Source organism: Halomonas dongshanensis (genome assembly GCF_024790395.1).
In the GTDB taxonomy this organism is placed as follows: domain Bacteria; phylum Pseudomonadota; class Gammaproteobacteria; order Pseudomonadales; family Halomonadaceae; genus Vreelandella; species Vreelandella dongshanensis.
The window spans coordinates 188,411-211,687 of record NZ_JAJISC010000002.1 but is presented as its reverse complement, the minus strand read 5'-3'; the positions used below and the strand labels follow the sequence as shown (position 1 = coordinate 211,687).

Annotated in this window: 17 protein-coding genes; 9 read left to right on the top strand and 8 right to left on the bottom strand. The window is 61.4% G+C overall.

Annotated features, from left to right (window positions below; translation table 11 throughout):
* The first annotated feature begins 204 nt into the window (after positions 1-204).
* The 6 genes from LLY24_RS04475 (at position 205) to LLY24_RS04450 (ending at position 8,866) form a co-directional block, all read left to right on the top strand.
* Positions 205-1,203 (top strand): NADP-dependent oxidoreductase, encoded by a 999-nt coding sequence (locus LLY24_RS04475; protein WP_259035082.1) that lies wholly within the window; start codon positions 205-207, stop codon positions 1,201-1,203.
* A 143-nt stretch (positions 1,204-1,346) separates the two neighbouring features.
* Positions 1,347-2,150: an ATP-binding cassette domain-containing protein gene (locus LLY24_RS04470; RefSeq protein ID WP_259035081.1), complete on the top strand. Its 804-nt coding sequence runs from the start codon at positions 1,347-1,349 to the stop codon at positions 2,148-2,150.
* Entirely contained in the window at positions 2,147-2,935 is a 789-nt protein-coding gene (locus LLY24_RS04465; protein ID WP_259035080.1) for an ABC transporter ATP-binding protein, read from the top strand. The genes LLY24_RS04470 and LLY24_RS04465 overlap by 4 nt, the downstream gene beginning before the upstream one ends.
* 28 nt (positions 2,936-2,963) lie before the next feature.
* Entirely contained in the window at positions 2,964-4,457 is a 1,494-nt protein-coding gene (locus tag LLY24_RS04460; RefSeq protein ID WP_259035079.1) for an ABC transporter substrate-binding protein, read from the top strand.
* A gap of 25 nt (positions 4,458-4,482) precedes the next feature.
* Positions 4,483-6,192, top strand: a complete 1,710-nt coding sequence (locus tag LLY24_RS04455; protein WP_259035078.1) for an ABC transporter permease subunit — start codon at positions 4,483-4,485, stop codon at positions 6,190-6,192.
* A 148-nt stretch (positions 6,193-6,340) separates the two neighbouring features.
* Positions 6,341-8,866 (top strand): glucose/quinate/shikimate family membrane-bound PQQ-dependent dehydrogenase, encoded by a 2,526-nt coding sequence (locus LLY24_RS04450; RefSeq protein WP_427854534.1) that lies wholly within the window; start codon positions 6,341-6,343, stop codon positions 8,864-8,866.
* 69 nt (positions 8,867-8,935) lie between these two features.
* Here LLY24_RS04450 and LLY24_RS04445 read toward each other — a convergent pair whose 3' ends face one another.
* From LLY24_RS04445 to LLY24_RS04425, 5 genes are read right to left on the bottom strand one after another with little or no spacing between them, the layout of a single operon-like run.
* On the bottom strand, positions 8,936-11,005 hold the full coding sequence (locus tag LLY24_RS04445; RefSeq protein ID WP_282563383.1) for a TonB-dependent receptor family protein: 2,070 nt from the start codon (positions 11,003-11,005) through the stop codon (positions 8,936-8,938).
* A gap of 50 nt (positions 11,006-11,055) precedes the next feature.
* Positions 11,056-12,300: a dicarboxylate/amino acid:cation symporter gene (locus LLY24_RS04440; RefSeq protein ID WP_259035076.1), complete on the bottom strand. Its 1,245-nt coding sequence runs from the start codon at positions 12,298-12,300 to the stop codon at positions 11,056-11,058.
* Between the two features lie 21 nt (positions 12,301-12,321).
* Entirely contained in the window at positions 12,322-13,734 is a 1,413-nt protein-coding gene (locus tag LLY24_RS04435) for an ATP-binding protein (RefSeq protein WP_259035075.1), read from the bottom strand.
* Positions 13,731-13,841: a helix-turn-helix domain-containing protein gene (locus LLY24_RS04430; RefSeq protein ID WP_259035074.1), complete on the bottom strand. Its 111-nt coding sequence runs from the start codon at positions 13,839-13,841 to the stop codon at positions 13,731-13,733. Before LLY24_RS04430 ends, LLY24_RS04435 begins: the two co-directional genes overlap by 4 nt.
* A 52-nt stretch (positions 13,842-13,893) precedes the next feature.
* Positions 13,894-14,721: a helix-turn-helix transcriptional regulator gene (locus LLY24_RS04425; RefSeq protein ID WP_259035073.1), complete on the bottom strand. Its 828-nt coding sequence runs from the start codon at positions 14,719-14,721 to the stop codon at positions 13,894-13,896.
* A 93-nt stretch (positions 14,722-14,814) separates the two neighbouring features.
* On the opposite strand from LLY24_RS04425, the gene LLY24_RS04420 reads away from it, so the two are divergent.
* Positions 14,815-15,984 (top strand): MFS transporter, encoded by a 1,170-nt coding sequence (locus LLY24_RS04420; RefSeq protein ID WP_259035072.1) that lies wholly within the window; start codon positions 14,815-14,817, stop codon positions 15,982-15,984.
* Between the two features lie 18 nt (positions 15,985-16,002).
* Here the strand turns inward: LLY24_RS04420 and LLY24_RS04415 are convergent, their stop codons facing one another.
* Positions 16,003-16,887 (bottom strand): putative RNA methyltransferase, encoded by an 885-nt coding sequence (locus LLY24_RS04415; RefSeq protein WP_259035071.1) that lies wholly within the window; start codon positions 16,885-16,887, stop codon positions 16,003-16,005.
* 56 nt (positions 16,888-16,943) lie between these two features.
* A complete protein-coding gene (locus tag LLY24_RS04410; protein ID WP_259035070.1) occupies positions 16,944-17,882 on the bottom strand; it encodes a DMT family transporter in 939 nt (312 codons plus the stop codon).
* 96 nt (positions 17,883-17,978) lie between these two features.
* Between LLY24_RS04410 and LLY24_RS04405 the strand changes: the two genes are divergently transcribed.
* The gene (locus LLY24_RS04405; RefSeq protein WP_259035069.1) at positions 17,979-18,914 is read left to right on the top strand and encodes a LysR substrate-binding domain-containing protein; all 936 of its coding nucleotides are present in this window, start codon (positions 17,979-17,981) and stop codon (positions 18,912-18,914) included.
* Here the strand turns inward: LLY24_RS04405 and LLY24_RS04400 are convergent, their stop codons facing one another.
* Positions 18,915-19,652 carry an XRE family transcriptional regulator gene (locus tag LLY24_RS04400; RefSeq protein WP_259035068.1) on the bottom strand — a complete coding sequence of 246 codons (738 nt, stop codon included), beginning with the start codon at positions 19,650-19,652 and terminating at the stop codon, positions 18,915-18,917.
* 148 nt (positions 19,653-19,800) lie between these two features.
* Between LLY24_RS04400 and LLY24_RS04395 the strand changes: the two genes are divergently transcribed.
* Positions 19,801-23,271: an acyl-[ACP]--phospholipid O-acyltransferase gene (locus LLY24_RS04395; protein WP_259035067.1), complete on the top strand. Its 3,471-nt coding sequence runs from the start codon at positions 19,801-19,803 to the stop codon at positions 23,269-23,271.
* Positions 23,272-23,277: the final 6 nt, after the last annotated feature.

Below are 23,277 nucleotides of genomic sequence, written 5' to 3'. Positions count from 1 at the left end.
ACCCCTTAGACGAACAGCGCCAAAGGGCGAACCCTACCGGGTTCGCCCTTTTTTATTGCGCTACGATTTATAGCCCCGTTACCGACACCTCTCTATGCCCTCGACAGGTGAACGCCAGCGGCTAGCGTCGGTCACATACGCACGTTATCGACAGAGAACCATCTACTCACGCTATCGACACGGCCTGAGCCCCAAGGAGGCAACATGCAAATGCGCTTTTTCACGCTAACCGATTACCCCGTTGGCCTGCCCGATCGCACTTTATTTACCCTGGAAACGCAAACGCTGCCTGAGCTTGACGAAGGCGAGGTGCGCATTCGCAACCGCTGGCTTTCGGTCGACCCCTACATGCGCGGGCGCATGAGCGGTCAGCGCACCTATGTCGCGCCCTTCGAGCTGGGGAAACCGATGGAAGGCGGCGCCGTCGGTGAGGTCATCGCCTCCAAAGACGCGCACTTCAAAGAAGGAGATCTGGTCAGCCACATGGGCGGTTGGCGGGATATCGCCCAGCTCCCCGCCAGCGGCGTGCAGAAACTGCCCAACATCGACGTTCCCGAGCAGGCGTTTTTGGGCGTTCTGGGCATGCCTGGCATGACCGCCTGGGCGGGCCTGAACCTGATCGCCGAGTGCCAATCAAGCGACAAGGTACTGGTGAGTGCCGCCAGCGGTGCCGTGGGCTCGCTGGTCGTCCAGCTTGCCAAGGCGAAAGGCTGCCACGTGGTCGGTATCGCCGGTGCCGAGCATAAGCTCGAATGGCTAGCGTCGCGCGGCGTCGAAGCCGTGAGCTACCGGAATAAAAACGCCGAAGAACTGGAGCGCGCCATCGCCCAAGCCAGCCCAGAAGGAGTCGATGTCTATTTCGAAAACGTCGGCGGAATCTGTCTTGAAGCAGCCCTAGGGCAGCTCAACGAGCACGCGCGCATCGCCGTGTGCGGCATGATCGGTAGTTACAATGACACGGCCCCCGCGCCAGGACCCAGCAACCTTTCCCAACTGGTGGTGCGTAAGGCACGCATGCAGGGCTTTATCGTCGCCGATCACTGGCACCGCTACGCAGACTTTCTCGACGAGGTAGGCCCGCAGGTTGCGGCAGGCCAAATCGACTACCAAGAGACCGTGGAAGAGACGCTCGAGCGCACACCAGATGCCTTCCTGGCCCTCTTCGAAGGCGCCAATACGGGCAAGATGATCGTCAAGCTTTGATACCCTAATGTTCACTTCGCATTCGTAATAATGTAGGCAGACCAGTTGTAAGGGGTCTGCCTATCTTCCAGCGACAAGACTGTTTTCGATTCACTTTAATGTAATGTTATACTGTCGTTACATCGATTCGCTATGAAGACACCATGCCACCCGCCCTACCCTCTGCCCTTGCCGTACATAAGCTTTGCGTTTCTTTCGGCAATACCCCTCTTCTCGATGACATCAGCTTCGAGCTACCCCCAGGCGGGCGCTTGGCACTGTTGGGTGAATCGGGTTCCGGTAAGTCGATGACCGCTCGAGCCGCGCTAGGCCTATTACCGTCCCATGCAACGGTGTCAGGGGCCATCGCCATCAACGCCATAGATGTCACCTCGACCACAGCGCTCTCCCGCCCGCTCGATGCTCGCCCGGCAATGGTGATGCAAGACACTCTGGCAGCCCTCAACCCGCTCGCCACCATTGGCTATCAGCTCGAGGGCGCACTGCGCCACCAGAAACTCAAAGCGAAAGCCCGGCGCGATCAGGCCGCTACCCTGTTGACGCAGGTGGGTTTCCACGAGCCCAAACAGATCTTGAAGCGCTGCTCGGCGGAGCTTTCTGGCGGTCAGCGTCAGCGCGTATGCATCGCCATGGCCCTGGCCTGCCAGGCGCCGGTCATCATCGCCGACGAGCCGACCTCAGCGCTGGACGTCGTGACCCAAGCTCAGATTCTGCGCCTACTACATGACGTTTCTGCCGCCCCCAGCGGTCCAGCATTGCTGTTCATTACCCACGACCTACACGCCGCCACGCATCTTTGCCAAGAAGCGCTGATCCTCGACGCAGGGCGTGTAGTCGAGCGTGGTCCCATGCAGCATCTCGTCACCTCCCCTCAACACCCCCATACCCAGCGCCTGATCGAATCCGCCCGGGTATGCGGGATCGCCTGCGAGAGGCTCTACGCATGACCTCACTGCTTTGCGTGCGCAATCTATCCTTGAGCTACCCCTCTCCTCGCAAGCGTTGGCGCCGCTCAGCACCAGTGGTCGCCCTGCAGGACGTCTCTTTCGATCTCGCAGCGGGCGAACGCCTGGGGCTTCTAGGCATGTCCGGCTCGGGTAAATCCAGCCTTTTACGCTGCCTTCTGGCACTGGAGCGCCCTCAGGCGGGCCACATTCATTACCAAGGCCGAGCAGTGGCCCCCGGTTCGATCGCGGCGCTGCGCTGGTATCGGCGCGCTGCACAGTATGTGCCGCAGGATCCTATCGCATCGCTCGAACCGCGAATGAACGTAGCCCAACTGGTCGCCGAACCGTTACTGCGCTTAGGAGGTGACGGCGATATTGCACGGCGCACCGAAGAGGCGCTGGAAAGCGTCGGGCTCGACCACCGCTTTCTGAGCCGACGGCCAGACGAGCTATCCGGCGGGCAGGCGCAGCGGGTAGCGATAGCCCGAGCGATCGCCACTCGCCCTGCGCTGCTATTGACCGACGAGCCGGTCAGCGGCTTGGACATGACCATCCGCGCTCAGGTCATCGATGTGCTGCGTGAGCTTTCCAATACCCACGGAACCGCCATCGTCATGGTCTCTCACGACGTATCGATCATCGCCGGGCTTTGCCAGCGCGCCATGGTCATGGAGCAGGGGCGCTTGGTCGAGGATCGGCCAACGCCTGAGCTTTTAAAAACGCCGCAACATCCTCATACACGCGCACTGCTGGAAGCCGCCCCACCGCTAGTGACCGCTGCCTGAACGCTACATTACTCAAGGGACAAACACGATGAAGAAACGACTGATTGGCGCCGCTTTGGCCGGACTTACGCTTGCGGGGTTCGCCCATGCCCAGAGCGGTCAGGCTCAGAACGGTGCGCAGGAGCATGACGACCCGCGCATTCACGTGGCGCACCTGCAGCCGCCACGCTCGGGCCTTAGCCCCCTGTCGGACGACGCCTTCAAATTGTCACGCTGGTCAATGGCAGAAACGTTGATTCGTCTCGACGCCGACGGTACGCCAACGCCGTTCCTGGCCACCGAATGGGAGCGCTTGGACACTCACACCTGGCGTTTCGTCGTGCGCCAAAACGTGCGTTTCCACGATGGTACGGCGCTAACGCCTGAACGCGTCGTAGCCTCACTGACGGCAGCCGCCAACGCCGTTCCCAAGCCGCGCATTCTCGACGGCGTCGAGATGACCGCCGAGGTCGAGGGCGATGCCGTCATCGTGCGCACCCAAGCCGATGACCCGTTGGTGCCCAACCGCCTGTCGAGCCCGCAGCTTGCCATCATGGCCGAGCGCGCCTACGGCGATAATGGCGTCATCGACCCGCGCGAAGCCGGTACCGGGCCGTTCGTCCTCACCGCCATCAATGGGGTCACCAGCGCTCATCTAGACCGTTTCGACGACTACTGGGGCGAGCGCGCCAAGCTTTCGGGCATCGACGCCGACTACGTGGGTGATGGCACCGCACGTGGCGCCGCCCTACGCACTGGAAGAGCCCAGGTGGTCGAAGCCGTGCCGGTCAGCCAGGCAGCACTGATCGACGCCGACTTGATTCACGAAGTGCCCATGCCGCGTACCAACACGCTCTACGTGAACACCGAGCGCGGGCCACTGGCCGACCCGGCGCTGCGCGCCGCCGTGCGCGAAGCCATCGACCGCGCCGCTATCGTGCGTACCGTCTACGAAGGCCGCGCTGATGAAGCCCAAGGCTTGCTCGGCCCGGCTTTGCCTTGGGCAGCTGGCATGCGCCAGCCGGTCGACCATGTGGCCGCTCGTGCTCCTGAAGGCACACGCATTACCCTAGGCACCTTTACCGACCGCGCCGAATTACCCGAAGTCGCCGTTTTGGTTGCCCAGGCGCTGACACAGGCGGGCTTCGAGGTCGAGCAGGACGTACGCGAATACGCGCATATCGAAGCCGATGCGCTGGCGGGTAACTTCGATCTTTTCATTCTTTCGCGGGCAACCGTGCTGGACTCTGGTGACCCGGTTTCCTACATGGTCAGCGACTTCTCCTGTAGCGGCTCGTTCAATATTTCTCAGCTGTGCGACGCAGGTGTCGATGAAGCGTTGGCCAAGGCCGCCGCTACCGAACCTGGAGAAGCGCGTCGCCAAGCGATCATCGAAGCCGAAGCGGCCATTCTGGCCACCGATGCGGCCATTCCTATGCTCCACGAGCGCGTCATTCAGGGTGAAACCACAGCCGTTGCCAATGCCGAGCGCGACCCGCGCGAGCGCATGCTGATTACGGAACATACGACGCTTTCCGAGTAACCGGATCGGTACGATGACCAGGTACATGAGCTCTCTTCTCCCCGCGCTTTCGCGCGGGGTGACGCTGTTGGCCGTCATGGTGCTGATCGCGCTGCTGCCCTGGATCTCTGGGCGCGACCCGGCTGCAAGTATTCTGCGTGCGCGCATGGGCGATCAGAACCCAAGCCCGGAAACGCTTGCGGCGATCCGGGAGCAGCTCGGGCTAGCGCTGGGGCCGGTAGAGCACCTGCAGCGCTGGTTCGTCAACCTTCTACACGGGGACCTGGGCCACTCGTGGATATCCGGCGCGCCGATCTTGCCCGGTATGATCAAGGCTCTCGGGGTGTCGCTGACGCTGATGTCGGCGGCCTTCACGGTTGCGCTCGTCACGGCGGCTCTGCTCTGCTGGCCCACACTTCGCCGCGGCCTTAACGGGCAGGATACGCGCTCTTCGGGGCTGTTGGCAGCAAGCCTCACCGCTATGCCCGAGTTCATGCTATCGGCCCTTTTTTTGGTCGTTTTTTCAGTGTGGCTGGATTGGTTTCCGCCTTATGGCTGGCAGGGTGCAATGCACATCGTGCTGCCCGCTTTCGCCTTGGGGCTACCGGGCGGCGGGCTATTAGGGCGGCTTTTAACCAACGCCGTCGCAGCGACGTTTCATGAGCGCTGGATCGCCACCTGGGCGGTCGCCCGCTTCACCCGCGCCCAGATCGCCCGCGCCGTGCTGCGGCGTAGTTTACCTGCACTGATGCCACAGATCGGCATGATCATCGTGGCGATGACCGGCGGCGCAATTGCCGTCGAGCAAGTGTTCTCGATTCCGGGCCTGGGGCGCGCTGTGCTAGGCGCTGCCTCGGCCCAAGACTTACCAGCGCTGCAGGGCGGCATTCTTATTCTGCTGCTGAACGCTCTGGCAATTGGCGTTATTGCCAACCTAGTGCGCGTGGCGCTACTTGGTCGCGCTCTGGGCCTTGGTGCCTTGCCAGTGGCCACCATCGCACCTCGGCCGCTGAATCGACGCCTATGGATCGTGCCAGTGCTCGTATTGGTGCTGTTGGTGATGCTGGTTGCTTTGGGGCTTCCGCGTGATCCGTTCACTTCGAGCTATCTTCGCCTTCAGCCGCCGAGCATCGCGTTGCCGTTGGGCGCGGACGGGCTTGGGCGCGACGTGCTGGCGCGGATCGCCCACGGCGCACTCTCCACCATCGGCATGGCGGTGGTCGTCACCTTGATATCGCTGGTCATTGGGCTTGCCGTGGGCTTGATGCCCAGGCTTGCCATCGGCCCGATCGAAATCACCAAGGCAACGCCTCCCACCATCGCCGCCCTTATCGTCGTAGCGGCGATGGGGCCTAGTGCCATGGGAGCGGTGATAGCCGTTACCAGCGTTGCCTGGGCGCCTCTAGCGGCCCATACCGCTGCGCTGGTATCAGAGATTCGCGCGCAACCCCACGTGCGCATTGCGCCGATACTGGGCGTTGGGGCGCTGCGCCTCATACCGCGCTCGATACTACCGGCGATTTTCTGGCCGGTACTGCGCCACGCCATGCTGCGCCTGCCCGGCAACGCCTTGGCGTTGGCGGCCCTGGGCTTTCTAGGCCTGGGCCCGCGCCCTCCGTCACCCGAATGGGGGCTGATACTCGCCGATGCTCTGCCTTACGTCGAGCGTGCGCCGCTGGCGGTGATCATGCCGGTATTGGCGCTGGCGCTGATGTCGATTCTCGGCGTATCGCTGGCTTCGCTAACTCGGCGCTAAGCATTAAAAGAAAAACTGCTTCATAAAATGTATCGATACCTCAGCATCCAAACCATTCTGCACTAGAGTGAAAATACGTATCCAAGGTCGACTTTGGTGACCTTGCTCGTTTTGCCACGTTCATAGGATAGAAGGTATGGAAGATCACATGCACACGCGTCGCGCATGGCCTAGCCGCCTGCTCGGCGCCCTGCTCGTTATCATCGGGCTAGGGTTACTGGTTGGCGGTATCTGGCTGCTAACGCTTGGTGGCAGCCCCTATTACGCCATCGCCGGGGCGGGCGTTGGCATCAGCGGCCTACTATTAATACGCCGACACGCCGCCGGGCTCTGGCTCTATGCTCTGGTACTGCTGGGTACGCTGCTCTGGGCCATTTGGGAGGTGGGCTTCGACTGGTGGCAGCTCGTGCCCCGCGTGGCCTTCCCCTGCCTGCTTGCCATCGTATTGCTGCTGGTGAGTTGGTGGCGCCCGCTGGCGGGTAAAGGCGGCAATATTGCCCTGGCGCTTAGCATCGTCGCGTCACTCGTGGTGGCTGGTATCAGCCTGAAGGATGATCCGGTGGCCCTGGCGGGCACGATCGATACCTCCCCCGATGCCAGTCGCGTCAACCCGGATCAGGTAGCAGGTGACGACTGGTCAGCCTACGGCGGCACCAACGCGGGCACGCACTACTCTTCGCTTACCCAGATCACCCCTGAGAACGTCGGCGAGCTCGAGGAGGTCTGGCGCATTCAAACCGGCGACGAACCACGCCCCAATTCACCGCCTGAAATCACTAACCAGAACACCCCGCTCAAGGTCAACGATCGGCTCTATATCTGTACATCGCATAGCCGCGCCATGGCGCTCTCACCAGAAACCGGTGAAACCCTGTGGGCCTTCGACCCCGAGATCAGCACCCAGGGCGCCGATGACTTTTCCGGTTGGGCGCACATGACCTGCCGTGGTCTCGCCTACTACGACGCCGCCAACTATGGCAGTGATACTGCCAACGACGTCGACATGAGCGATAACGGCGAAGCACCCGATCTGTTCGCCGACCCTCAAGCCTTTGCCATCGACGTGGCGCTGCTACGGGGCATCGTAAATCTGGGAAGCGACGACATCTCGCCCAGTGAGGTACCCACCACATCGAGCTCGGCGCTGCTGAGCCAGACCGATGTCATGTGCCCGCGGAGGCTTTACCTCCCCACCGCCGATGCGCGCTTGATTGCCCTGAACGCCGATACCGGCGAGCCCTGCGAAGGCTTCGGCGAGAACGGCGCGGTGGATTTGACTCAGAACATCGGCAGCTTCGACCCCGGCGGCTACTACTCCACCTCGCCCGCCACCGTCACCGAAAACCTGGTGATTTTGGGCGGCCACGTTACCGACAACAGCTCCACCGACGAGCCCTCAGGCGTGATCCGCGCCTTCGACGTGCGCACCGGCGAGCTGGTCTGGAACTGGGATAGCGGCAACCCCGAGGAGACCGCACCGCTGGCCGAAGGTGAGACCTATACGCGCAACTCACCCAACGTCTGGCCACCGATCAGCGTCGACGAAGCGCTGGGGCTTGTGTATTTGCCCATGGGTAACGCCACGCCTGATCAGTATGGCGCCGATCGCAGCGAGAACGACGAAACCTACAGCGCCGGGCTCGTCGCACTTGAGCTCGAAACGGGCCAAGTGGCCTGGGTCTATCAGTTCGTGCATCACGATCTTTGGGATATGGACATGCCCGCCCAGCCGGTGCTGATCGATCTCGCCACCGATGAGGGCGTGCAGCCAGCGGTGATCCAGCCGACCAAGCAGGGCAGCCTTTACGTGCTCAATCGCGAAACGGGCGAGGCCATCGTCCCCATCGACGAAGTGCCTGCTCCCCAAGGCGCCGTCGAGGGCGACTGGACCGCCGAGACCCAGCCGCGATCACAGCTAAACCTGCTGCCGCCGCCATTGACCGAGCGCGACATGTGGGGCGCCTCGCCCATCGATCAGATGATGTGTCGTATCCAGTTCAACTCACTGCGCTACGAAGGCCAGTACACCCCGCCTTCGCTCGAAGGCAGCATCGTCTATCCAGGTAACGTAGGCGTGATGAACTGGGGCGGTGTCGCGGTCGATCCCGAACGTCAGGCGCTGTTCACCGGGGCCAAATACCTGGCCTTCGTCTCGCGCTTGATTCCGCGCGAAGAGGTAGAAGACGCCGAAGGCTCCGCCAGCGAGCAGGGCCTACAGCCCAACGCGGGCGCCCCCTACGCCGTCGAGCTTGGGCCTTTGCTGTCGATCTTCAACCTGCCCTGCCAAGCGCCCTCTTGGGGCAACCGCGTGGGCATCGATCTGCAAAGCGCCGAGGTCACCTGGCGCTACCGCAACGGTACGACGCGTGACAGCATGCCTTTTGGCCTGCCAATCGCCCTCAACCTTGGTGTACCCGCGCTGGGCGGCCCGGTGACGACCGCCAGTGGCGTCTCGTTCCTGGCAGGCACGCTGGATCAGTACCTGCGCGCTTACGACATCGCCACGGGCGAAGAGCTGTTCAAAGGGCGTTTGCCCGCTGGCGGCCAGGCTACTCCGATGACCTATACCGGCGCCGATGGCCGCCAGTACGTGGTCATTACCGCCGGTGGCCACGGCACCTTCGGCACTAAGATGGGCGACTACGTCATCGCCTACGCGCTACCCGAAGAGTAACGCGCAACGCCAACCAACACGGGCAGCCTTAGGGCTGCCCGTGTTGGTTTCGCGGTTGCGTCTAGCTTTTTAGAAGCGCGTTTCGATACCGGCGTAGAAGGTGCGCCCGGGTGCGGGTTCGTAGTAGCGGCCGAAATTAGCGTTGATACGCAGGTTACCGTAGTACTCACGATCAAACAGATTACGCACGCCCGCGAAGACATTGAGCGACGTATTCCCCCCTAGTGCCCAGCCATCACCCGCGCGCAGGTTGACCAGCCAATAGCTATCCACCCCCACCTCGTTGGCGTTATCGGCTACTTGACTGCCCACGTACTGGGCTTCGACGGTGGCGAAGCGCTCGCCTGACTGCCACGTCAGTTGGTTATTCCAGGTTCGCTCGGGCAGGCCCGGCAGGCGGTTGCCGTCGACGCTTTCCGCTGGTGTCTCGAAGCGGTCGAAACGATAGCGCGCCAGCGTCAGCGCCGTATCCCAGCGCCAGGCGTCAGCCCACTGCCAGCCAAGCGCCAGCTCCACGCCGTCGCGCGAGGTATCTCCAGCGTTCTCATAGAAGGTGCGCCCGCCCTGCTCGAAGGGAACGAGCTCATCGCGCACCTCGACCGAGAACAGCGCCACATCATACTCAAGCGCCTGTGAAGCGAGATAGCCGCGCATACCTAGCTCGCGATTCCACGCCTTCTGCGGCTCGATACCTGGGTTGAACCCAGCGCCTGCCGGATTGGCAAACTCGGTGAAGGTCGGCGTTTCGAAGGCAGTGCCGGTGCTGAAATAGACCTGATGCTCGGGCAGGTATCGATAACTCAGCCCCAGCGACCCGCTCCACTCGGTAAAGGTACGCTCGCCGCTGGCGTCGCCCTCGCGGCGTAAGCGGTCATCGGTATCCAGCGCGACACGATCAAAGCGTGCACCAAGCGACAGCAGCCACTGTTCGGTCAGTTCGGCATCGCCCTGCCAGAAGAGCCCGAGTGAGGAGGCCGTTTGCCGTTCGGTAACCAGCGTCTCCCCCACCGCGCCCTGGGCACTCACCTGGCGCCTGAAACGATCATCCTCTTGGCGCGCCGCATCGATGCCCGCCACATAGCTCAGCGGAATCGGCAGCGTCTCGAACGACTGACGATACTCGACGCTGCCGCCGTAGTAGTCCCGCTGGTAGCCAAGGCGGCTATCGCCCACGTAAGGCAGTTGCTGCTCGAAGTCGCGCTGGGAATAGAAGCCGCGCACGTGCAGCTCCCCCGGCCCTGCGGCAAGATCCTCGTAGTGCAGGCCAATAAGCTGCTGGTCGACGCGCTGCCCCGCATCCAGCGCCAGGGCATTGGGCGCCGCCTGATCGCGCCCGCGGCTCACTTCGGCAAGCGTCAGCGCGCCGGGGTCCTGTGAGCGCGGGTTTTCGAGCAGGTTAAGCATCAGCGTGAGCGCACGCGCGCTGCCAAGCTCGCGACGCACGTTGGCGTTGAGCAGGTACTTTTCGGTACTGCTGCGCTCGCGATAGCCATCGACGCCCAGCGCCGACACGCTGATATGGTGCGACCAGTCACCAACGCTTCCGCCGTGGCGCAACGAGGCCTTTCGGTAGCCATCGCTGCCGCCGCTAGCGCGCGCGTACCAACCTTCGGCGTCATCGCCGCGCGCCGTGGTGATGTCGATTACCCCACCGGCAGCGTTGCCGTAGGCCACGGCCGCCGGCCCCCGAATCACCTCGATACGCTCGGCGCTTTCAAGATCGATGGCATCCAGCTGCGCCTGACCATCCGGCAGCGTATAGGGAATACCATCGACTCGAACGGTGATGCCACGCACGCCAAAGGCTGCGCGCGAGCCAAAACCCCGAATGGCGATGCGCTGTCCCTGGGCGAAGTTGTCGCGGTTTTGTAGATACACCCCCGGCACGCCCGCCAGCGACTCATCGAGACGCACGCGCTGCTGGCCACGTGCGATGCTCTCGCGCTCGACGGTCGATATCGCCGCCGGGGTCGCGTAAAGCTCACGCGCCAGACGCGGCGCGCTAACCGAGACCGTCGGCAAGACTTGGTGATCACTGACGTGGCCATCCTCGGCCCGATACTCACGAACGGCGCTTTCACTCGGCAGCGGACTTTGGCTCGGCAGCGGCGCCTGCGCCCAGGCGCTGCTGCCTACCATTAGACCCGCCGAAGATAACGGTATAAGAAATTTGAACACGGTTCCCTCGCTTATATGCTTCTTCCGTTCGCTAAGCCCTGGTGCCTCTCTTCACTCTTGTCGATAATGGCGGTGCCGACAAGGTCGCCGGTCACGTTGAGCGCCGTCGCCCCCATGCCGACTAGCGCATCGATGGCCGTCAAGAGCCCCACCACTTCGATGGGAAGCCCCACCTGGGTGAAGACGGTCGCAATCATGATGATGCCCGCTCCGGGCACGCCTGCGGTGCCGACCGACACCAGCGTGCCGATCAAAACGATCTGCACCATGCTGGTAAAATCGAGCGGCATACCGATCACGTTGGCGGCAAACACGGCAGAGATGGCGATACGGATCGCCGCACCATCCATGTTCATGGTCGCGCCCAGCGGTAGGCTAAAGCCGTAGATGCTTTTCGAAATCCCCAGGCGCTGCGCCGCGTTCACCGTTAGCGGCAGCGTGCCGGAGCTGCTTTGCGTAGCGAAGGCCGTGGCCAGAGGTGCGCGCGCTTCGCGAAAGAAGCCCAGCACGCCCACACCGAACAGACGCAGCGCGCCACAGTAAAGGAGAAGCTGCACGGCGAGCGCTGCGTAAAGCACCAGCACCATGTCGCCCAGCGCCAGCAGGGTGCCCAGCCCCTGCTGACTCACCGTTCCCGCGACGATGGCGAACACGCCAATAGGCACGTAGTGCAGCACACCGGACATGACCTTGAGGGTTAGATCATTGAGCGCCTCGATAACGCCGTAGAGGCGCTCACCGGCGTCACGCTGGGCCGCCGAGCGGCGCATCTTGGCAAGCGCGATACCGAACACCAGCGCGGTGAAGATGATGCCCAGCATGTTGAGTTCTGTGAACGCGCCAAAGAGGTTATCGGGCACGATGTTCAAAAGCGCGCTGACCACGCCTGGGTTCTCGGGTACCGAAAAGCTCGCGCTTTCATCTGGCGTGGTGTTACTCCCCGGGTTCAACAGCGTGGCCACGCAAAGCCCCACCACGATGGCGAAGGCCGATGAGGTCAGGTAGTAGGCCAAAACCTTGAGGCTGATACGCCCCACACTCCCCTCTTGGGTCTGGTTCACCCCCACCATCAACGTAAACAGCACGATCGGTACGATCAAAAAGGTCAGCAGGCGCAGCAGCAGATCGCCCAGCGGCGAAAGCCACGTGTCCACCCACTCGCCGCCCACGAGCCCAACCGCAACGCCAAGCACCAGCGCAATGGTGATGCGCAGTATCAGCGAAGCGCGTAGATATCCCTTCAATAGTGTCGTCATCTGGTTAATCCTTAAAACCTCTCAAGCATGATCACCATAGGGTAGTTCGAGGCGCGCTTCGAGCCCGCCGCCTTTGCGGTTACGCAGGATGAGGGTGCCATGGTGTGCCTCGGCGACGGTCTGTACGATGCTCAACCCCAACCCGTAGCCGCCGGTGCTGCGGTTACGCGATGCCTCCAGTCGATAGAAGGGCTCGGTGACGCGGCCGAGTTCCTCCTCCTCGATACCCGGGCCGCGGTCGAGCACGCTGATGCAAAGCAGCATCGGCGTCTGCTCGACGGCGATCGTCACGCTCGTCTCGGCGCCGGGTGAAAGCCCATAGCGCAGGGCGTTTTCTACCAGATTGTTGACCGCGCGCTGCAAACTCTGCGGATGCGCATAGAGGGGGCGGCTCACCTCGCCGCGTAGGTCGATGTGCCTGCCCTGCTCGGCTTGGTCGGCCTGGATGCCGCGCAGAATCGAGGCAACGTCCGTTTTTTCGAATGCCTCGTCCAGACCCTGCTGCTGCAGGGTATCCAGCGTTGCCGCCACCATCGACTCCATGCTCTCCAGGTCACGCCTGAAGCTTGCCTTGAGCGTCTCGTCGGCGAGCATTTCGGTCCTCAGGCGCAGCCGGGTAATGGGTGAGCGTAGGTCATGGGAGATGGCCGCTAGAAAGCGCGTGCGCTGGGCCAGGTGCTTTACCAACCGCTGCTGCATGGTATTGAACGCCGCTGCCGCACGGCGTACTTCGATGGGCCCTCGGTCGGGCAGCGGTGGCTGGCGGATGTCGTTCCCCAAGCGCTGCGCTGCTTCGGCGAGGCGATTCACTGGCCCTACGGCGAGGCGTACCGCCACTAACGCCAACAGCATCAACACCGCAATCCGCACGATATAAAGGCGCAGCAAATAGTCCCAGGCGTCATCGAAGATCGAGCGGCTACTCCAGCCCTGGCCCATTTGCATGTCGACGTTTAACGCACGGTCGGCATCCAGCACCAGCGTCATTTCCAAGCGCACCTCGGAGGCGGCATTGCTGGCCAGCCCCCACCAGCCTATCGGTTCTTCATCTTCCGTGATCAGCGTGGCCCGCCTAAGTGTAACGGCGTCGGGGTTGCCTCCCTGTCCGGCGAAGGCACGTTTCAAAAGTGATTGGGCGGTGGTGTCAGACCCCGTGAAGTCATCGCTTGGCAACCCGAGAGAAAGATGAAAACCGTCACGGTCGAACGTCTCGATTCTGGCCTGGAAAAGCTCGGGATTGCGATTAGCCAGACGCTGAAGATCGGCCAAACGGGCAGCAGCCACCCGCAGCGGAATCTCCATCGCTTCGGTGTGGCGCACCTGATACCAGACGCTGCTAGTCAATACCTGAGCGGCGATCATCCCGACCATCAAAATCAGCACCAGCCGCCAGTAGAGCGTTTTCGGTAAGCAGCGCCGAATACCTTGCCTCATAGTTTTTCCACGTGTTCGACACTCAGCCGATAGCCCTGATGGCGCACTGTATGCAGTAGCGTAGGCGAGCGCGGATTGCCGCCCAGGTGCTGACGCAGCCTACTCACGCATACATCGATTTTACAGACACGTAACATTAGCTCAGCCGTCGATAACGCACTACACATCTTCAAACCACGCCCTGAATGCTGCACCACGCGGGGCGTAATACACCAAGCGCAAATGGCGGTCGGCATCGGTGATCAGCGAGGTATGGTCAACGTCGATGACGCCCGCCCCAGGCAAGCGCAAATGGCGCACACCAAGACACGGGCCGTCGATGTCCTGGCTCGGCCACCAGCGCGCAAAGTCTGGGGAGACATTTTTCAATAGCGCGATCAAGGATTGGAAAGGGGCATCGTCGAATGCGTTAGCAGCGTCGCGCTTGAAGCTTCCCAGCATCTGCTTCACCTGAGCTTCCCAGGGGTCGAACAATGCCCTGACACGTTCATCGGTAAACAGCAACCAGAGGAGATTGCGCTCTTGCGCTGGATTGGCCGAAAACTCGAAGAGGCGATCGGCGGCGTTATTCCAGGCCAATACATCCCAGCGCAAATTGAGCAAATAGGCAGGCCGATGGGGCAGGTCATCCATTAGATTACGCAAGATAGGGGGCACGTCGCAGCGGGTCTTGCCAGGCTCGACAGGCAAGCGCTGGTGGGCGAGCAAAAAAAGGTGGCGCCGCTCGGCGGCGTCCAGTTTCAACGTGCTCGCTAGGCGATCGAGAAAAGCGCTCGAGGCGCGAATCTCGCGGCCTTGCTCGAGCCAGGTGTACCAAGTCAGCCCGACCCCGGCCAGGGCCGCGACTTCTTCGCGACGGAGCCCAGGAGTACGGCGCCTCGTACCGGCGGGCAAACCTACCTCCTGCGGAGTGATCCGCTCCCGACGGCTTTTGAGAAACTCGGAAAGCTCACTGCGGGTGCGCTCCAAAGCGCGCGTTGCCCCCATGGCATTGCTCCTAGTAATAGTATAAAGGGTTAAATTGTACCCCCTATAGCACCTCGCCAGAATAACGCCTTTCCTTCTTCATGGAGAGGCTTCATGACACCTTCCTCGTCTTCTGAGACGGCGCGTATTTCCGTTCAACTGATCGCTCTGGGCGCCTTCGCGCTTGGTATGGCTTCCTACGCTACCGCCGGGCTCATGCCACTGATTGCCCAAGCGCTGGACGTTTCACAAGCGGCAACAGGGCAACTGGTCACCGCGTTCACTCTGGCTTACGGGCTTGCGTCACCGGTAGTGGTCGCGCTACTGCCTCGCCACTATCAGCGCGCGGGGCTTCTAGGGGCGCTCTTGTTATTTGCCTTGGCCAACGCGGCAAGCGCCCTCGCTCCGAGCTTCCCTCTATTGATGGCATGGCGAGCGCTGGCCGGTGTTGGCGCTGGCGTTTATCTTGCGCTGGGTATCGCCGCCTGCGCGGCGCTCGGTAGCAAGATGGGACAGGGTAAATCGATCGCTTTGGTGATGGGAGGCATGGCCAGCGGCACCGTGCTTGGCGTGCCACTGAGTCTGGAGCTAGCGGGCCTTTGGGGCTGGGCTGTAGCGTTTTGGCTAATCACCACGCTTGGCGCGATAGCGTTTGTCGGGCTACTGCTCAAGCTTCCCGCCCTGCCTATCCCAGCGTCGGTACCCCTGGCGCATAAAATGGCGCTGTTGAAGCACCCCGCGACACTGTCGATTCTCTCGGTATCGCTACTGGCAGCGGTGGCAAGCCTTGGCATGTATACGTTCATCGCACCGTTCATGTTCGACATCGAACCGATGGTGTCGATCACGCTCTATCTCTGGGTGTGGGGGCTCGGTGGCATTGCGGGCAGTGTGCTGATCGGCCCGCTGGCGGATAGATATCGCGATGCCAGCATAGCTCTAACCATCATGGCGCTGCTGGCCATTAGCCTCGCAGTACTGCCCTTCATGGCCTCACTGCACCCCTGGTTGGCGTTAGTGCCCATTGCGCTCTGGGGTAGCGCAGGCTGGGCGCTGCAGGTGCCGCAAAATAGCGCGCTGCTCGACACTCGTCGCGCGCAGGGCGATGGACACCTAGCCGTGGCGCTCAACGAGTCCGCGCTTTATCTTGGCAGCGCACTCGGCGCTATTCTAGGCGGGCTCTGGCTTTCCCTAGAGGCAAGCCCAAGTGTCCTTCCTCTATTAGCCGCAGCGATCGCCTTGGCAGGCGTACTTCTACAATGGCACATCCGGCGCCAACATTAACGAAGGCGCCTAATACCATCAGTTTGCCGCCTTCACCCATTCGGTCAAACGCACCTCTACCGTTAGGCTTAATGTATCCAGCGCTTGGGCGCGGGCGCGGCCTTCGGGGCTTGCGCGGTAGAGGTGCGGGGTCATGGTCAGCAAATCGGCGATGGCCTCGCGGGTGTCGAGAGTGATGCGATAGCTAAGGGTTTCGGCGTTGCCCAAGAGAAAGCTTGGCGGCGGCGTGGCGGGTGTATCGCGCTCGGCCTTGAGGCTCGGGTAGATGATTTCCCGAAGCTCGCGCAGGTGATTCGGCCCGGCTTCTCCTTGAAGCCAAACGCCGCCAGGGGCAAGCACGCGAGAGAACTCCTCGGCCACGGGGAAACCGAATAGGCACCAGAGCCGGTCGAGACTCGCCGTTTGGATGGGCAAATTGGCGTTGCTGCCTACCAGCCAGCAGGCGCTTCGCTCGCTCTCGGCAGCCGCCCGGCGGCTCTGCTTTGCGGCTTGGAGTACCGCCCACTTGGAGATATCCAGCCCAACGAGCTCGAGCGGCGTATTGGCGGCGTGTGATGCCAACTGGCGTAGATAATACCCTTCCCCACAGCCTGCATCCAGGCAGCGAAGCGGCGCTGGAGGCGCCTCTTGCAGCGTCATCTCGCTCACCCTCTGGGCAATCGGCGCATAGAAGCCCGCGCTTAAAAATCGCTGGCGCGCCGCCACCATCGCTTTGCTATCCCCCGGATCCGTTGAGCGCTTGTTCTGTACCGGCAATAGATTGACGTAGCCCTGCTTTGCCACATCGAAGCTATGCCCCGCCGAGCAGCGCCAGGCGCCATCGCCGAGGGTGAGCGGCTGGCCATCCAACGGACAGACCAACGCCTGGAACGAGCTCGACAACGACAGCGTCGATAACGACATAGAAACACTCTTAGGGAAAATTCTTAAAGGAAAAATACGAAACGCATTCGAGTCGCTTAGCGCATAACCAGTACGATACCGAATAAAATGGCGCTACCACCTATCAAGAAATTGGCACTCAGCGGCTCTTGGAGCAGTAGCGTACCAAATAGCACGCCAAAAAGCGGTGCTAGAAACGAGAATACGCCAAGCTGCGAGGCGCGATAGCGACGCAACAAAGAGAACCAAAGTAGCAATGCGGCACAAGAGATGACCAGCGTTTGAAACCCTAGACTGGAAAGTGCTAGCGGGGTGAATCGCGCAGCCATCAGTTCGCCCGACAACAGTGCAATGGGCAGAAGCAAAAGTGCAGTGACACTAAGTTGATAACTTAGGGTCAACTCGGCAGGAGCTTCGGACAGTGAACTTTTACGAATGATCACAGTAGTGGCGGCCCAACAAAGCCCGGCTAAAAGTCCCAGGAAGTCGCCAAAGAGAATGTCTCGCCACTGCTCCTGCGATATTTGCCCTGGGGCCATGGCGATCACCATGCCCATAAAGGCTAGGCCAACACCCCACCACTGGCGCTTACCAAGCTGTTCACCGGGTACCCAGGCGTGAAGCCCTAAGGCGGCAAAGATAGGCGCAGTATATAAAAACACCGACATATGAGAGGCCAGGGAGTGACCAAGACCCCAGGCAAGAAAAGCAAACTCGCCGGTAAAGCCCAAACCAACCAGCACGCCAGGCCGCCAATGGCAACGGACATCTCTCCATCCAATACCTTTGAAGCACGCAAACACAATGATGATGAGTGTTGCCATTGAGGTACGCAGGGCAATTTGCACTAGGGGCGATATTTCTTCAGCCACGCCTTTGATAGCCACCTGCTGAAAACCTAACACGAGGCAAAACACGACCATCAGTGAAGCGGCCTGAATATCGACCGACTTTCGCTCGCAAACAAGACTAGATGGCGAGCTATTCGATGATAAAACGGAACGCTTGAAGCCCATGGCTTCTCCTCCCTGCAATAAAAGGCCATTGCAACAAGGCATTCAGCGTCGTACAAACGATTAGTTATCAACCAGAGGCTCAGGAAAAATCAGCCTATGCGAATAGAAAGACTTCCTCTAAACGCTCTTCGTGCATTTTATCAAGCCGCAAAGGAGCAGAGTTTCAAGCGGGCAGCAGTCCAGCTCAACGTTACCCCTGGAGCCATCAGCCGTCAGGTCAAGCAACTCGAACAACGCCTGGGAGTGGCGCTATTCGAACGTCAAGCAAACGGTGTTGTAGTCAACCCAGCAGGGCAACTGTTGGCGGCGGAGGTCGAAGCCGGGCTTTTACGTATCGCGAGCGGCGTTGAGCAGGCAACGCAGCGCCCTGGGGAACATTTCGAGCTATTGATCAGCGCGCCACCGTCGTTCTTGCAACTGTGGCTTTTGCCACGCTTGGCCGCGTTCGAAGAGAGCGAACCCCTTATTCGTATCTCTTTGGATGCTGATGCGCGTCTAACGCCTTCTTCGTGGCGATCCAGCCGAGCAAAGCTGTCACTACGCTACGGCCGCCCGCCCTGGCCCGGCGTCAACAGTGCCCCCCTGTGCCAGGACGTACTTTATCCGGTCTGTTCGCCCGAGCTTCTTAAAACCCAGCATATCAAAGCTCCCGAAGACTTACTTTTTCAAACCCTGCTGACTGTCGACTGGTGCACTTCTAACTCGGATGGAGCAACGGGCTGGCCTGAGTGGTTTCATCAGGCAGGCAAGCCACAGCCCGCTCTTCCCCAACAGCGCCGCTACTCGCTCTACAGTATGGCACTGGACCAAGCCATCGCGGGGCATGGTGTTGTATTGGCGAGCTACCCGCTGATTGTAGATCGCTTGGAAAGCGGTGTACTGGTGCGCCCATTCGGGGAGCTTTACCCGCTCGTATCGGGGCTTTCCTATGCGCTTATCCTACCAATCAACGAAAAGGCGCCACCGGCTGTGGAGCGTTTCCACCAGTGGCTAATCGCCCAGGCTGCAAGCCTCGATACTAACGCGCCCTGATCACTGTTTACGCGCATAGTGGCGAAAGAGCCCGTGCTGCCACTGGCGCACCGCCAGCACTGAGGTGGTGCCGAAGCGCTGTTCGATGGGAAGGACGCTTTCGCGCTCGCATAGCTCGTGAAACTCTTTGGCCAGGCGCTGTATGGCCTGCTGCCACTCGGCGTTACCGGCGCGGGAGAGCAGGCCATTGAGCACCAGCAGCTTGTCGCTTTCGCTATCGAAGCGCGAGCGGAAGAACTCATTGGCGATGTGCGCCTGGAAGTAGCGCTGAATGGGGCCGCCAGGGCGCCAGCGAAAGTTGGGCGCAACCCGGCGCTTGATGCGGTTGCCTGGCAGCAGTTCGATCAGGTGCAAACGCTCGAGTTTGAGCAGTTGCCGGGTACATTCGCTTTCACTCAACTGGTACTGACGGTGGATATCGTCGAAGCTGTAACCGTTGATAACGCACACGGCGACCAGAAAGAGCTCGTGGTCGTCGGCGATACTCTGCTCCTGGGCGTCGGTGAGCTCCTGCAAACGCCGCTCTTCAGTCTCCATGGCCTGTACCAGCTCAACGAAAGCGAGATTTAAGTGGTCACAGAGGCACTCGAGCCGAGCCAGGGTAACGTGACGCTCGGCGAACATGCGCTTGACCGAGGCTTCGCTGAGCGAGAGCCAGGCGGCCACGTCGGCGTAGGTTTTCCCTTGGGCACGCAGCTGGCGCTTGAGCGTATCGAGTAACGAGGCCGTTTGCGACACGACGTTCTCCTGATAAAGGCTAGACGATGAAAAGTAGCACATAACGATACTTAAATATGCCTATAGCGCTACTTTAGAGCTCAAGGTTGCATCCTTTGCTCCCATTACCGACAGTTCGACCCAAGCACACCATCAAGGCGAAACCTCTATGCAACGACTGCTTCGACTACCCGGCGCCTGGGCGTATCTGGCGGCCATCTTTCTCAACGCCTTCATCGATTTGGGTCATAAGATCGTCATTCAGAACACCCTGTTCGAAAGCTTCGATGGCACTACCCAGATAACGCTGACGGCGCTGGTGAACGCGCTGATCCTACTGCCTTTCATTGCCCTATTTACTCCAGCGGGCTTTGCCTCTGACCGGTACCCGAAGGTGCGCATTTTGCGCCTTTCTGCCTGGGCAGCGGTGGCCATAACCCTGGGCATCACTGGTGCCTACTACGCGGGCTGGTTCTGGGCGGCCTTTGGTTTGACTCTGCTCTTGGCGGTGCAGTCGGCGTTCTACTCACCGGCCAAGTACGGCTTGATCAAAACGCTTTTCGGTAAGTCGCGCTTAGCCGAGGCCAACGGCCTGGTTCAAGCAGTCACTATCGTCGCCATACTCGCCGGCACCCTAGCCTTTACCGCGCTATTCGCACTACGCCTCGATACCCCAAACGCTTCGCCTGACGACATTCTTAGGCGTATCGCGCCGCTGGGGTGGCTGCTGGTCGCCAACAGCCTGCTCGAAGCGCTGCTGCTCTACCGCCTGCCGCTGGATCGCGCCGCCGAGCCAGAGAAGAAACTCTCGTTTTCGCACTACCTGCACGGTAAGGCGACGCGCACCAACCTCGCTATCGTCACCAAAAACCCGGTGCTCAAGCTCTCGATCATCGGGCTTGCCACTTTCTGGTCGGTAGGCCAAGTGCTGCTGGCGGCGTTTCCCGCCTATGCCAAGGGCGCGCTGGGTATCGAGAGCGTGTTGGTGCTGCAAGGTATTCTCGCCGCCAGCGGTATCGGCATCGCGCTGGGCTCGATGCTAGCCAGCCGCTTCTCGCGTAATCGCATCGAAACCGGGCTGATTCCCGTCGGTGCACTGGGGGTATCGTTGGGGCTCTGGATGCTGCCGCTGTTCGCCTCGCCTGTCGCCCAGGCGCTCAACTTCGTTTTCATCGGCGCCATGGGCGGGCTTTTCATCGTGCCCTTGAACGCGCTGATCCAGTTCCACGCTGGGGAAAAGACGCTTGGTACGGTGCTGGCGGCCAATAACTGGGTGCAGAACCTGGCAATGCTAGGTTTTTTGCTGCTCACTGCGCTCTTTGCCCTGGCGGGGGTGGATAGCCGCTATCTGCTCGGGGTGATCGCCGTGGTGGCGTTCGTCGGCGGGCTCTATACCGTGGCCAAGCTGCCGCAAAGCTTGGTGCGCTTTCTACTCAGTTTTCTGCTCACCCGCCACTACCGGGTGAACGTGCATGGCTTGGAGAACATGCCCTCGCAGGGCGGCGTGCTGCTGCTCGGCAACCACATCAGTTGGGTAGACTGGGCGATGGTACAGATCGCAAGCCCGCGCCCGGTGCGCTTCGTCATGCTCAAGAGCATCTATGAGCGCTGGTACCTGCGCGGCTTTTTCAAGGCACTCGGCTGCATTCCCATCGAGCGTGGCAGCAACGCCCAGCAGTCGCTTGCCGCCGTGGCCGAGCAGCTGAACGCGGGCGAAGTGGTGTGCCTCTTTCCCGAAGGGGCGATCAGCCGTACCGGGCAGTTGGGCGAGTTTCGTCGCGGCTTCGAGCGCGCCTGCGAAATGGCCAACCCCGAGGTCAAGATCGTGCCTTTCTACCTGCGCGGGCTCTGGGGAAGCCAGTTCTCGCGGTCGTCGAGCAAGTTGAAGGCGCTGCGTAACGCCCCGCTGCACCGCTCGGTAGTGGTCGTCTTCGGTAAGGCGCTGCCCAAGCAAACCCCAGCCGACGTGCTCAAACGGCGCATCTTCGAGCAGGCCGCGCGCTCTTGGGAATACGCCGTGGAGGAGCTTCACACCCTGCCGGATGCCTGGATTCGCAGCGTCAAACGCCGCCCCGGCGAGCTTGCCCTGGTGGATTCGATCAGCCGCCCGCTGAGCGCAGCCAAAGCATTGGCGGGCAGCATCATGCTTGCCAAGCGTCTGCGCCATCAGTGCCATACCCAGAACCTGGGGCTATTGCTACCCACCAGCAGTGCCGGGGTGTTGGCCAACATGGCGACGCTCTTGGCAGGCAAGACCCTGGTGAACCTGAACTACACCGCTAGCCGCGACGCGCTGAGTGCGGCACTGGCGCAGGCCGAGATCGATACCATCGTCACCTCCAAACGCTTCGTCGAGAAGCTCACCGCCCGCGGCGTGGACATTGATGCGCTATTTGCCGGGCGCCAAGTGATCGAGCTGGAAACGCTGATGAGCGCGATAGGCCGCGTCGAGCGCGTAGCGACGTGGCTGGCGGTACGCCTGCTGCCCACCGCCCTCTTGCGCCTGTGCTTTAGCCGCGCCCACGACGCCGAGGCGACGGCTGCGATTCTTTTCTCTAGCGGTAGCGAAGGGCAGCCCAAGGGCGTGATGCTGAGCCACCGCAACCTAATGGCCAACGTCATGCAGACGTCCGATGCGCTCAATACCGAGCACGATGACGTGATGATGGCATCGCTGCCACTGTTCCACGCCTTCGGTATGACGGTGAATCAGTTCTTGCCGCTGATCGAGGGGCTGCCGCTGGTGTGCCACCCGGACCCGACCGACACCGCCGGGATCGCCAAGATGGTCGCCAAACACCGCGCCACCATCATGTGCGCCACCTCGACCTTTCTACGTCTGTTCGCCCGCAACCCCAAAGTGCACCCGTTAATGCTCGACAGCTTGCGCGTGGTCGTCGCCGGGGCGGAAAAGGTCGACGATAGCGTGCGCGCAGCGTTCTTGGAGAAATTCCACAAGCCGATCTTCGAGGGCTACGGCGCCACCGAAACCGCGCCGGTGGCAGCGGTGAACCTGCCGGACGCCTTGGATATCAATTATCTTCAGGTGCAGCGCGGCGCCAAGGTGGGTAGCGTCGGCATGCCGCTGCCCGGCACCAGCGTCAAGATCGTCGACCCCGAAAGCTTCGACGAACTGCCCACCGATCAGGCTGGCATGGTGCTGATCAACGGCCCACAGGTAATGCAGGGCTACCTGGACGACCCTGCGCGTACGGCCAAGGCGCTATATGAAGCCGACGGCCAGCGCTGGTACGTGACCAATGATAAAGGCTTCCTCGATGAGGATGGCTTCTTGACCATCGTCGACCGCTACTCGCGCTTTGCCAAAGTGGGCGGTGAAATGGTGGGGCTGGGCCAAGTAGAGGCGGCGGTCAAAGCGGTGCTGCCCGATCCCGAGATCGATATTCTGGCGGTCAACGTTCCCGATGCCGGTAAGGGCGAGCGCATCGTCCTATTGAGCGATACACCGCTAGACGCCGCCGCGCTCAAGGCCGCCCTGCGCGACGCCAAGACCTCGGCGCTGATGGTCCCCAGCGACTGGTTCACGGTGGAGGCGATTCCGCGCTTGGGCTCGGGCAAGGTCGATATTGCCGGTGCCAAGGCGCTTGCGCAGGAACGCTTGGCTAATGATGCACGCTAGAACCAC